Raw genomic sequence first — 11330 nt, 5'->3', positions numbered from 1 at the left:
CGTGGGGTAAAGAAGCTGAGAAAAACCGCAGCCTTTGTGCATCAAACCATTGAACAGCGGCCCAAAGCGGCAGATAGACTATAAAGCCCGCCTAATTGGCGCTCTCGTAAAATGGGGGTCCAGGGTGCGGGCGGCATGGAGGTAGGGACGGCGTAGCCGTTCCTGCCGATTGCGCTCGCCCCCTGGTGCCTCTTTGGCTTCTTTCTGGGCGTCCAGAAAGAAGCTCGCCGCCGGAGCGGCGAAATTCCCTGCCCCCCCAAAAACATTTACCCCGCCGACACATCCCGCCGGGTCAGGTGCCGGACGGACAGGGCAAAGAACACCAAAACATAAATCCCGCACCCCAGCAAAAACGGCCCCAGATCCAGCACCATCGTGGGGTTGTTGGCCCGCATCCCCAGACACAGCAGGGAGTAGGGAAAGGCGTATCCAAGCCCCTGAGAGGTGAGCATCAGCCCGGCGATGCCCCCCACCAGGGCGATGGCCACCGGGATGGCAAAGGCCCGGATGACCAGGGACAGGTAGAGCTGCAGGGCACACACCGCCACGCCGCCCAGACCCCCGAAGAACAGCCAGCCGGGCAATTCCGGCGGGATGGGAGCGTCGATTCCGGCCAGTTTGCCGGAGATCACAAAGAGCACCCCGATGGCCGCCTGAGCCAGAAAAGACACCCCCGCCGCCAGGATGAGCTTGGCCAGGTACAGGTCCCTGGCGGGGACTGGGGCGGTCATGGCCTGGTTCCAGTTGTGGTCCGTGTGCTCCAGCCGCCACTGCCAGGCGCAGAACACCCCCAGCTGGGCGGGGAGGAAAAATAGGGAGGCAAACAGCACGTGCTGGGTCCAAAGGCTGTACCACTGGCTCTTCAGCACCTCCAGATTGCCCAGGTAGTTGACCGTCCCCAGAATGGCCGGGAACAGGGGGAGCACCACGAAGGCCAGCCACACGGGGCTTCTCCGGCACTTCATCAGCTCCGCCCGAATGGAACGCAGCAGCATGATCAGACCTCCTTTCGGACGAACAGGGTCCGCCCCACCATTAGAAAGACAACTCCCCACACCAGGAGCAGCCCTACGTCCAGGGGCTCCGGGACGCGCCAGTAGAAGGCGGTGAACCGGGTGGCCTCGTCCCAGTGCATCCCCGCCAGGGACATCAGGCCGTAGTACCCCCAGGGGATGACCCGCTGAATGCCCACCGGGAACAGCAGGGAGAGCAGGCCCGCAAAGCTGCCGAAGATGCCGCAGATCAGGGGGATGGCCTGGTTGGCAAAGCGGAGGGACAGCCCCTGCTGGAGAAAAAAGAGCACCATGGACACCCCCCAGGTAATGAGAGTAAACCAGGCAAAGCGGCTCCAGGGCACCCCGCCCGGGAATCCCATTGCGATCCCCAGGGCTGCAAAGAGGACGGTCCGCACCAGGGAGAGGGCCCCCAGCACCAGCGCCCCCCAGATCAGCTTGGCGGCGTACAGCCGCCCCGGGGTGGTCACCGTCTCCAGCAGCTTCAACGTGGTCCCCTTGTGCTCGATCTCGCAGTTCCGGCTGGCCAGGACGGCGGTGCCCAGGGGAAACAGGATGGCGTCCACCATGGCCAGGTTATAGAGGGTGAGCATCCAGCCCTGGAGCAGGTCCTCCGGGTCCTGCCGGGCCAGATAGACCCCGAACCACACCAGCTCGGCCCCCAGCAGCCCGGCGCAGATGAGGGAGATCTGCCGCCGGCGGCACTTGTAAAATTCCAGACGGACCAGGGTGCTCATAGGCTCGCCGCCTTTCCGCCGGTGAGTTCCAGGAAGATGTCCTCCAGGCTCTTCTGCCGCTCCTCCAGCCGGAGCACGTCCACCCCGTGTCCGATCAGGTACCGGATGAGCTTGGCCGCGTCCGGGTCGCCCAGCCGGGGGAGCAGAATATAGTCCTCCTCCTGGGCGCAGGGGACCCGGCTCTGGTGGAGGAGCTTCAGGGCCCCCTCGTTGTCCCCGGTGCGCAGGGCCAGGTTGTGGCGGCTGTGCCGGTGGAGGGTCTCCAGGGTGTCCTGAAAAACCAGCTCCCCCTCCCGGATGATGCCCACGTAGTCGGCCATCTGGTCGATTTCGCTCAGGAGGTGGCTGGACACCAGCACTGTCATGCCGAACCGGGCGGGCAGGGAGCAGATGAGCTCCCGCATCTCCTGGATGCCCGCCGGGTCCAGGCCGTTGGTGGGCTCATCCAGAATTAACAGCCGGGGAAAGCCCAGCAGGGCGGCGGCCAGCCCCAGCCGCTGCTTCATGCCCAGGGAGTAGTGGGCCACCTTTTTGCTGCGCTGTCCCTCCAGCCGGACGATCTCCAGCACCTCGTACACATCCTTTTCCGGCACCCCCCGCAGGGTCTGGACCACCTTTAGATTCTCCTCGCCGGTGAGGTGGCCGTAGTAGCTGGGGCTCTCAATGAGGCTGCCCACCTGCTTGAGCATGTCCAGGCGGTTGTGCCCGTTGACCTCTTTTCCAAAGACGGAGATGGACCCCGCCGTGGGGTGGACCAGCCCCAGAATCATTTTCAGGGTGGTGGACTTGCCCGCACCGTTGGGGCCGAGAAATCCGTAGATGGCCCCCTCCGGAACCTGTAAATCCAAGTGATTCACCCGCAGGACCTTGCCGTACTGCTTGCACAGGCCACAGGTCTGCACGATATCTGCCATAGGGAAAACACCTCCTTGTGAGATGCCCCTATTGTACCGTTCTCACCTTACACGCCCATGAAGGCCACCTTACGTTTCCCTTACTTTTTGCCCCCAGGGGGTGCACCGGAGGAAAACCTGTGGTATCCTAGGGACAGGTGATGGATATGAAAAAACGGATTTTACTGGTGGACGACGAGCCGGAGCTGCGGCGGATGGTGGCCAGCCTGCTCACCGGGGCGGGGTATGAGGTGGCGGAGGCCGCCGACTGCGCCCAGGCCCGGGCGGCCATGGCGGCCCGGCAGCCGGACGCGGTGCTGCTGGACGTGATGCTCCCGGACGGGGACGGGTTCTCCCTCCTGCCCGAGCTGCGGCGGTTCGGGGACGTGCCGGTATTGTACCTGTCCGCCCGGGACGAGGACGCGGCCCGGCTCCAGGGGCTGGGGCTGGGGGCGGACGACTACATCACAAAGCCCTTTCTCCCCCAGGAGCTGCTCCTGCGGCTGGGGGCGGTGCTGCGCCGGGTGTACGGCGGGCGGCAGGCGGACGACACCCTGCCCCTGGGCCCGGCCACCGTCCACTGGGGGACCGGCACGGTAACACGGCCGGCGGGGGAGGTCTCCCTCACCGCCAAGGAGTTCGCCCTGCTGAAAAAGCTAGCGGACAACCGGGGGAACATCGTCACCATCGACGCCCTGTGCGCCGCTCTCTGGGACGGTCCCATGGTGGGGTATGAGAACACCCTGATGGTCCACATCCGCCGCCTGCGGGAGAAGATCGAGGCGGCCCCCTCCCACCCCAGGTACCTGCTCACCGTGCGGGGGCTGGGCTACCGCCTGGCTCGGGAGGAAAAGGCATGAGGGCGCGGAACGGACTGAAGGCGGCGGGCCTGGTGGCCGCCTCCGCCCTGCTGATCGTGGTCCTCACGGCGGCTGGGCTGCTGGCCTTTATCTTCTACAATATGAGCGCCGGCCGGGATTGGACCGCCCCTTCGGAGAAAGTGTCCGCCGCCCTGGTCTGGTCGGGGAGCGGCTACACCTTCACCGGGGAGGAGCTATTGGGGGAACAGCGCTGGGCCATGCTCATCGGCCCGGACGGGCAGGTGGTCTGGTCCCTGCGGAAGCCGACGGACGTGCCCGGCGAGTACAGCCTCACCGACGTGGCTTCCTTCACCCGGTGGTATCTGAACGACTACCCGGTCCAGTGCCGGGTGCGGGAGGACGGCCTGCTGGTGATCGGCGCCCCCAAGGGGAGCGTGTGGAAGCACGACATGTCCATGGACATGGATGTTCTGCTCCAGCTCCCCCTGTGGTTTATGCTCCTCTTTTTTCTGGCCATCGGCTGCGTGCTGGGTCTGGCCTTTCTGTTCCTCCGGAAGTGGTTCCGGCAGGCCCAGCAGGTGCGGGACGCCGCCCGGTCCAACTGGATCAACGGCATCTCCCACGACATCCGAACCCCGCTGTCCATGGTCATGGGCTACGCCAACCAGCTGGAGGAGGACCCGGCCCTCCCCTACGCCCGGCGGGAGCAGGCGGCCATCATCCGCCGCCAGAGCCAGACCATCCGGGACCTGGTTAACGACCTGAACCTGACCATGCGCTTGGACTATGAGATGCAGCCCCTGCGGAGGGCCCGGCTCCGCCCGGCGGCCCTGGTGCGGCAGGCGGCGGCCGACCTCATCAACGGGGGGCTGGAGGATCGGTACTCCCTGGAGGTGGACGTCCCCCCGGAGGCGGAGGAGGTCACCCTCCTGGCCGACGAGGGGCTTTTGAAACGGGCCCTGATGAATCTCATGAACAACGGGGTGCGCCACAACCCGGACGGGTGCGCCATTACTGTCCGCCTCGCTCTTCAGAGGGCGGAGTGCGTGCTGGAGGTGGACAGCGCCGGAGGGCTGGGCGCGCCGGACACGCCGCCTCCCTCTCCCCCGTCCGGCCTCAATGAGGACGGCTCCGCCCCCCACGGAACCGGGCTGAAGCTGGTGGAGCAGATCGCCCGGGCCCACGGAGGGCGGTTCGAGATTATACAGAACGGGACGTGTTTCCGCGGGCGGATCGTCCTGCCCGCCGATCCCCCTAAAATTTGAGCGAGGAGGTGTGCTGTGCACACTTCCTCGCTTATGCCGGGACCGCCTCCCGCAGGTTCCCCAGCTCCCCCTGGTACACCGGGCGGAACCGGTCGATTTGACAGAAGTCGGCGGGCCGGATCAGATCCGGGGTCTTGCCCAGTTCCACCGCTCCGGATCGTTCCAGCAAAGAGGCCGCAAACTGGGAACAGAAGTAGTGGTTCTCCCGGGGCAGGGGATAATTGAAATAGCAGGTCAGCGCCCCCAGCAGATTGTAGTGGTACCGGTCCCGCTGGGCGTACATCCGGTTGAGCTGACGGCGCAGGCAGTCATAGACCGGGACCGGAACACTCAGCTCATAGAGGCAGCATGGAATCTGTCTCCTCTTGGTCTCCACTCCCACTTCCTCCACCACCAGTCCGGCGGGAAGGGCAAAGCGCTCATACTTCCGGGCAAAGCTGTAAAATGGTCCCGCAGGTCCATCCAGTCCAATGGAGGCGTGGGTATAGCTGTCATCGGTGGCCAGATGAATCAGCCGGGAAAACCAGGTCCCCGAGCGGGTGAGCAGAATATAGACGCTCTTTTCCGGACACAATCTGTTCTCCATAGATACCTCCCCCTCTCTTCTGGCTCCAGCATATCAGACAGACCATAATCTTCCTTGAAGGAAGCATTAAGTTTTTCATAAAATTCTCTGGAAGGAGATTCAGAAATCTCTGGAGTGAAAAACAAAAAAAGGGGTTGACAGTGCGGGAGTAGTGTGGTAACATATACCTCGCGCTAAGGAACAGCGCATTTCACCTCGCGCGAGTGGTGGAATTGGTAGACTCGCTGGCTTCAGGTGCCAGTGCTCGCAAGGGCGTGCGGGTTCGACTCCCGCCTCGCGCACCACAAAGTCGCTACAATCTAGATATTTTGGGCCGAACGCCTAGAGTATCAAGGGGTAGCGACTTTTTTTATTGCTCAAAATCTGTTGTTTGTTCCATAGATATTTTTCAGTGATTTCGGAAGTTGGGGTGATTCGAACCCCCGGTTTCTCTGTGTTTTCGTAAGTTTGTGTACTTTAAAACCGCCCAGCGCCCTTTTTCACGGTTAAAAAGGGCGGTGCGAAGAAAAAAAGATATACAAAAAATCAGGCGCCAGTTTGTTGGTTTTACAAAACCATCAGACTGGCGCCTTTTTTGTTTTCCCAACAAATGAAAAAGGGCGCTCGCCCAGAAGGAGGTACTCAGAGATGATACGAGAACGATACTTTAAGGAGCTGGCCATCGTACTGCAGAAAGAGGGATTTACCCCGTTACCAGAACAGGAGCAGCGCCTCCCTGTTGCATGGAAGGAGCGCCACCTATGTTGGATCACTGAGACTGGCGGGGTGCGTTATGTCCCTCAAGATGTAAATACGATTGAAGCCGAGCATGCCTGTGCGAAAGCCATAGATTTAGCTGCTGCCGTACAGGAATACGCAGCGGCAATGGAATCCGCTCCAGTTTTAGAGGCTAAGGGACTGGAGAGCAGTTTCTGTCTGCTGTCAGAATTTAATAACGTCGTACTTGCCGGACACCAAACGGAACACGGAAGCCAGTTTATAACATGGGTTTGGGACAATAACCACACATCCCTTAATTTTGGCTGCTATTACATGCTGGACTACAAGGGGGCGAAAGAGGCGTTTGCCTTGCGCTCTGGACTGGTATCGAGGGGACAGTTCTTTGACCAGGAGCAGATGACTGAGATCTACCGGGCTATCCATGGTTTTCTCAGTGAACAGGGACCGGATTCTATTCGGCAGGAGGAGAAGTGCCGACAGCTGCTGGCACAAATCAAATCACAGATCCCAGACTTGGAACAGCGATTAAAAGAAATGGAGGGACATACTTTTGAACAGTCTATGTAATGGCGGTGCCGCGAAAAAGGGCGCTGCCTTTTATTTTACCCTGTGGAAAGTTCCGTCTTGGCTGTATACTCACAGCCCGCCTGCTCCGCAATATGCATCGGAACCTGTTCCTCCCCCTGTCTGCCGGCATTCAGTGCGTTGTGAGGGCTGTCCCTATCCGGCCCACGGCTTTCTCTGCTGGAGCAGCGACAGCGACTGCCTGCGGACTAGAATGGAGAAAATCTACGCCAAGGAGAAAAATGATGCAAATCAAAACGGCGCTCTATAACGCTGACCATCTGGAATATGGCATTGTCACCATCCCGTTTCCTATCCCGAAAGACCAGTACGACAGCACCATCAAAATGCTGGAGGCATTTGACATTGGGGACCCGCGGGAAAGGGACTGCATGGTGAGAGAAGTTCTAGGGCCGGTTCCCAGTCTGAAATGCCTGGAGGGAACTCAGATCAATGTGGATGAATTGGATTATCTGGTCAAGCGGCTGGACAGTTTCTCAGATGATGAAATTGCCCAATTCCAAGCTATGGCGTTTAAACTGGGCAAGCTCAACATGACTGGCCTTATTAATCTGACCTTCTGCTGTCAGGAGGCCACGGTGATCACCGACTTCTCAGATCTGGAGGGGATCGGTCGGGCACACTACATGAATCTCTATGGCGGAGGCGCCTCTATAGAAGAACTGGAGCAGCTGGATGGTGTGGAGACAGCTCTTCTCCTGATTACAGAAAATGAGGGTACCATCACCCCCTACGGTGTGGTCTACGCCAACGGGATGCAGCTCAGCCAGATCTACCAAGGTAGAAACTTCCCGGAATATCTATATGAGGAGAGCCTGATGACCGTTTCACTGCGATCCGTCCATGAAAGCGACGACAGCCGTGAGGCGGTTTGGCTGTATCTCCCTACATCTGATTGCCAGATCGAGCGGATGCTCTGGCGGGATGGAGTGGAGAGTGAAGACTTTGCAAAATTAGAAATCCAAATCAACAACTTGCCTGCCGCTGTTGAAACGGCCTGTGCCTTAGAGCAGGAAAGTGTCTTTGATCTCAATGCTATGTGCGCCGCCATCTCAAAGCTGGCGCAGACAGATCGAGTCAAATTGGATGCTGTGATTATCTTTGCAAATCCGGAGAGCGCCGCAGAGATCCGCCGCCTGGCAGAAAATCTGGACCTGTTTGATTTCGTCCCCAATGTCCATACTCCGGAGGAGTACGGCAGATATATGATCCAGGACTCTGGTCATTTCGACTATGATGACAACTTGGAGGAGTTCTATGACTACGGGAAGTATGGACGTCAGCATGTTGAGCAGGAGGAAGGTGTGTTTACGGAGCAGGGATATCTCTCCTATCAGGGGACGCTGTCGCTGGAGGACCTGATGCAGGGAGGCCCCGCGGAGCAATATCAGAAAGAGCAGAAGGAAGGAATGCAGATGATCTGAATTTCTCCGATGTTTGGGATAGACTTTCCCCCCAAGTTGTGGTATTGGTTGTGTTCACAGAACTGGAGGTGACGAAGATGAAAAATAAGATGGATCAGGAATATTCCTTTGCCCTGCGGCCCGCTTCTATTGAGGAGGCGGGCCTTTTCTATTCCAACGATGAGCAGGATGAGGCTCTAGGCACAGTGGGCCATCTCCGACTGGACTTCGGACACGGCTTTCTACCGTTAAGGTCTACATGCTATCCCCACAATGATGACCAATTCGATACGCTGGAATTTAAGATACTCCTGCGAGAGTTTTTGGAGGCCATGCAGGAGAACGGCCCGCTGGCAAGTCTATCCTCTATGGAAGCCTACTGTCAGAAACACGGTGGGGCTATCACAGAGGATGGGCAGACCTACGGGTATATTTGGGAAACAGAGCGCTATCGTTTCTGCCTTCGATGCACGCCCAGTCCGTTTGAATATCAGGGGCACCTGTACTGCTATGACCTATGGCAGCAGCAAATTCAGAAAAACTGTCCGGTGGGCCAGGTGACCTACGCCAGCGGTGAACAGCAGACGTTTACCGTTGTCCAGCATTATCTCCAGACAATCCGGGAGGAACTTCCCTATCGGGATACAACGGGTTTCCGCTTTGAGACGCTGACAGATGATCCCAAGGTGAAAACGGCCGTGGATGACATCTTGTTGGATTTCGCCGGCGAGGAGAATCCCCGTCGGGCCTGCAACTATGGCCTGACCGAGGCCGGAAACCAAGCTCTGCGGGATGCGGCGGACCCCGACAGCCCCCACACTTATGCTTGGTTCGTCTTGACGGACTGTAATACGCTGGAGGAACAGATTTTCCGGGATCTGACCTTAGAGGAGGCTATCCAGATCTATCAAGCCAGCGACTGCCAGGAGAAACGCATTGGGGTTACAAAAGACGAAGTTGCAACGGTGGACCTGGTTCGTTCCCTGGATGGAGAGCAGCAGTTCTTTGAGGATCACCGCAAATTGAGAAGTTTCCAAAATGATCCTTTCATCGCCAGTGCGGTGGAGAAACTCAAGCAAGAGCTGGAGCAAACCGTTGAAACGCAAGGATTTGAACTGAGCAGTCCTTGGACAGAGAGTGATTTACAGTATCAGGAATACTCTCAACGAATGTTGAGCGCCATATCCGGACTCACAAGCTATGCCGCATCTCTGGCGGCCAAGGGTCAGGATGACACAGTAGGTATCCTGCGGGAGCTGCTGATCGATATGGGTTGGATTTGGGAGGGCTACGACCCGATCAGTGAGACAGAAATGCCGTGGGACGAATTTCTGACCCAGTACATGGGGCCTTTTGATGAAGCGGTCGAACAAGCAAAACGCACCGGGAATGCCCCCGGTATTGCCCCGGAAACCAAAGAACAGATCTTTTATGGGATCGGAATCCACATGCGGGAACTGACCGAATCCTGTGGTAACAGGGAACAGGTGCGTCAGTGGATGAGCCTGGCAGAACAAATGAACGAGGAGTGGGCGGGGACAACCCAGTATCCCCTGTTTTATCAAATGATCAACGGCCCTCTCTGGGAGGGCGAGATGTTTAAAAAACCTATCATACATCTGCCTTATGATATGATTCCGACCAGTATTGTTCCAAAGGGATGGCACTACTATCACCTATATAGAGGCATAAAAAGTATAAGGATTGTAGACAAATGTCCGGAACAGGGATATATTGCCGCGCTCATTTCCCCCCATTCACTCAAACGTCCATCTGACCCATTTCGGATGCCGAGGGGAAAGTATCTGCTCTATAAGGAACCGATCACCCTGTGTGAATTTTGTGAGAAATATGCAATCAAGCTGCCGGAGGCATTTCTGGCGGAAGAACAGCAAAGGCAGAGTCAACGGCAATCTATTACGATGGAGGGGATGAGTTTATGAAAGTGGATCAAGCATGGCTGGATTTCCTGCGGGATCAATTTCCAAAAGGGAGCCAAGTTAGAAGCTGGGAACTGGATGACCCAGAACACATATCCATCGGGACGCTGGAACAGATCGATGAAGAAGGGCGGTTCCACACGCGCTTGGAGGATGGGACCATTCGAAAACTGGCGTTGGGAGAGGAACAATTCTCCGTTCAACCTCCTGAGCCGGCTTTACTCAAACTCTACATGCCGATGACCGCGGACCTATATGAGCGTGATGAATGGGGAGATATGTCCTACGACAGCACAGAATTGGACAGCAGAGATCTGGTTCCGTATTCGGATATGATCCTGGGTGCGCTGGTCAAGAACCGTATGCCGGAGGAGCGAGAACGCGGCCTCATGTATTGGTATGAAGAACGAGACAGTGTAGAGGCCAAGGTCCGCTCCGCCGAGTTCACTGCGGAAGTTCGGGATGGACGTCTCTGGTGCGTGGCCGAATGCCAAGTGGTCGGGCAGCTCACTCCCGAAGAACTGAAAGACTTGAAGGATTATCTCAGCGGCCAGGCAGCAGACGGCTGGGGCGAAGGCTTTGAGCAGAGAGAACTCGAGGTCGATGGCGGTGAATTGTATGTTCACCTGTGGAATTCGGACGACTGGAGCATCCAGACGGAACAGGAGCAGTTCAGCCCTAAAATTGCGGATGGCCTCCCGGAGATGTGTTTCTCCACCCTCCCCTCCACAGGACAGCTCATCTGTATCAAACGCGGGGAAAGCGGCTGCTACCCTTCCGAATGGGACACTGGAGACAAGATGAAAAATGTGGATCTGGCCGATGACCTCAACGAGAAGCTGGGCGTTACCAACGCCCAGCGTCAGGCCATGGAGATCGGGAGCATGGCGGGCTGGACTGTCCCTGGAGCTGACCCGAAAAACTATGAGCAGCAGGAACAGATGGGAGGAATGAAGTTTGGGTGAGAAGATTTTTCAAGTCTGCCTGGCCAAGACGAATGACGCAGGGGAAGCCTTATATACCGAGCTGGACCTGCCGGCCCGGCCCTGGGCTCTGTTGGACGCGCTGGACAAAGTGCGGCATCAGAATGGTGACGACCTCTCTCTGGAGATTGACACCTACTATGACTGCGAGGAGCTGGAGCCCCATCTGTCCGCAGATCAGATCAGCTTGATGGAATTGAACGACCTGGCGGCACGGCTCTCAGAAATGTCGGATACCCAGCGGATTGCCTTTCAAGGTCTGCTGCGCATGGATGAGGCCAAAGGAGAACGGACGATCTCGCTCCAGCGGCTCCGGAACCTGGCGGCAAGCGCGGACTGCTGCCATGTAGTGCGGGAAGCAAGGAGCCCCTCTCAATTAGGCAG

10 protein-coding genes, 1 tRNA gene and 1 pseudogene are annotated in these 11330 nt (G+C 58.0%); 8 read left to right on the top strand and 4 right to left on the bottom strand.

Features of this window, described 5'->3' with window-relative positions; translation table 11 throughout:
* Nucleotides 1-266: 266 nt before the first annotated feature.
* From H6B31_RS15100 to H6B31_RS15090, 3 genes are read right to left on the bottom strand one after another with little or no spacing between them, the layout of a single operon-like run.
* Nucleotides 267-995 carry an ABC transporter permease gene (locus H6B31_RS15100; protein WP_204899258.1) on the bottom strand — a complete coding sequence of 243 codons (729 nt, stop codon included), beginning with the start codon at nt 993-995 and terminating at the stop codon, nt 267-269.
* 2 nt (nt 996-997) lie between these two features.
* Nucleotides 998-1750, bottom strand: coding sequence for an ABC transporter permease (locus tag H6B31_RS15095; RefSeq protein ID WP_204899257.1), 753 nt, complete (start codon nt 1748-1750; stop codon nt 998-1000).
* A complete protein-coding gene (locus H6B31_RS15090) occupies nt 1747-2664 on the bottom strand; it encodes an ABC transporter ATP-binding protein (protein ID WP_204899256.1) in 918 nt (305 codons plus the stop codon). Before H6B31_RS15090 ends, H6B31_RS15095 begins: the two co-directional genes overlap by 4 nt.
* Nucleotides 2665-2810: 146 nt before the next feature.
* Here H6B31_RS15090 and H6B31_RS15085 point away from each other — a divergent pair, with 146 nt between their 5' ends.
* On the top strand, nt 2811-3503 hold the full coding sequence (locus H6B31_RS15085) for a response regulator transcription factor (RefSeq protein ID WP_204899255.1): 693 nt from the start codon (nt 2811-2813) through the stop codon (nt 3501-3503).
* The gene (locus H6B31_RS15080; RefSeq protein ID WP_204899254.1) at nt 3500-4729 is read left to right on the top strand and encodes a sensor histidine kinase; all 1230 of its coding nucleotides are present in this window, start codon (nt 3500-3502) and stop codon (nt 4727-4729) included. Before H6B31_RS15085 ends, H6B31_RS15080 begins: the two co-directional genes overlap by 4 nt.
* A 31-nt stretch (nt 4730-4760) precedes the next feature.
* Here H6B31_RS15080 and H6B31_RS15075 read toward each other — a convergent pair whose 3' ends face one another.
* On the bottom strand, nt 4761-5315 hold the full coding sequence (locus H6B31_RS15075; RefSeq protein ID WP_204899253.1) for a hypothetical protein: 555 nt from the start codon (nt 5313-5315) through the stop codon (nt 4761-4763).
* 197 nt (nt 5316-5512) lie between these two features.
* On the opposite strand from H6B31_RS15075, the gene H6B31_RS15070 reads away from it, so the two are divergent.
* The 6 genes and pseudogenes from H6B31_RS15070 to H6B31_RS15045 all read left to right on the top strand — a co-directional run.
* Nucleotides 5513-5599, top strand: a tRNA-Leu gene (locus H6B31_RS15070).
* 343 nt (nt 5600-5942) lie between these two features.
* The gene (locus tag H6B31_RS15065; protein ID WP_204899252.1) at nt 5943-6602 is read left to right on the top strand and encodes a hypothetical protein; all 660 of its coding nucleotides are present in this window, start codon (nt 5943-5945) and stop codon (nt 6600-6602) included.
* A gap of 242 nt (nt 6603-6844) precedes the next feature.
* A complete protein-coding gene (locus H6B31_RS15060; RefSeq protein ID WP_243419088.1) occupies nt 6845-8044 on the top strand; it encodes an antirestriction protein ArdA in 1200 nt (399 codons plus the stop codon).
* Between the two features lie 77 nt (nt 8045-8121).
* Complete coding sequence (locus tag H6B31_RS15055) at nt 8122-9966, top strand: hypothetical protein (protein ID WP_204899250.1); 1845 nt, start codon at nt 8122-8124, stop codon at nt 9964-9966.
* A complete protein-coding gene (locus H6B31_RS15050; RefSeq protein ID WP_204899249.1) occupies nt 9963-10928 on the top strand; it encodes a DUF4314 domain-containing protein in 966 nt (321 codons plus the stop codon). The genes H6B31_RS15055 and H6B31_RS15050 overlap by 4 nt, the downstream gene beginning before the upstream one ends.
* A pseudogene (locus H6B31_RS15045) lies at nt 10921-11330 on the top strand (antirestriction protein ArdA); the annotation flags it as partial. The gene H6B31_RS15050 and the pseudogene H6B31_RS15045, both read left to right, overlap by 8 nt.

It is taken from the genome of Pseudoflavonifractor capillosus, from assembly GCF_016899775.1.
GTDB lineage: Bacteria > Bacillota > Clostridia > Oscillospirales > Oscillospiraceae > Lawsonibacter.
This window is presented reverse-complemented; position numbering and strand designations above follow the sequence as displayed.

Coding starts and splice junctions, on each gene's coding strand:
- H6B31_RS15080 (WP_204899254.1), top strand. CDS start 3,500: ATGAGGGCGCGGAACGGACTGAAGGCGGCGGGCCTGGTGGCCGCCTCC.
- H6B31_RS15065 (WP_204899252.1), top strand. CDS start 5,943: ATGATACGAGAACGATACTTTAAGGAGCTGGCCATCGTACTGCAGAAA.
- H6B31_RS15060 (WP_243419088.1), top strand. CDS start 6,845: ATGCAAATCAAAACGGCGCTCTATAACGCTGACCATCTGGAATATGGC.
- H6B31_RS15050 (WP_204899249.1), top strand. CDS start 9,963: ATGAAAGTGGATCAAGCATGGCTGGATTTCCTGCGGGATCAATTTCCA.
- H6B31_RS15075 (WP_204899253.1), bottom strand. CDS start 5,315: ATGGAGAACAGATTGTGTCCGGAAAAGAGCGTCTATATTCTGCTCACC.
- H6B31_RS15055 (WP_204899250.1), top strand. CDS start 8,122: ATGAAAAATAAGATGGATCAGGAATATTCCTTTGCCCTGCGGCCCGCT.
- H6B31_RS15100 (WP_204899258.1), bottom strand. CDS start 995: ATGCTGCTGCGTTCCATTCGGGCGGAGCTGATGAAGTGCCGGAGAAGC.
- H6B31_RS15095 (WP_204899257.1), bottom strand. CDS start 1,750: ATGAGCACCCTGGTCCGTCTGGAATTTTACAAGTGCCGCCGGCGGCAG.
- H6B31_RS15085 (WP_204899255.1), top strand. CDS start 2,811: ATGAAAAAACGGATTTTACTGGTGGACGACGAGCCGGAGCTGCGGCGG.
- H6B31_RS15090 (WP_204899256.1), bottom strand. CDS start 2,664: ATGGCAGATATCGTGCAGACCTGTGGCCTGTGCAAGCAGTACGGCAAG.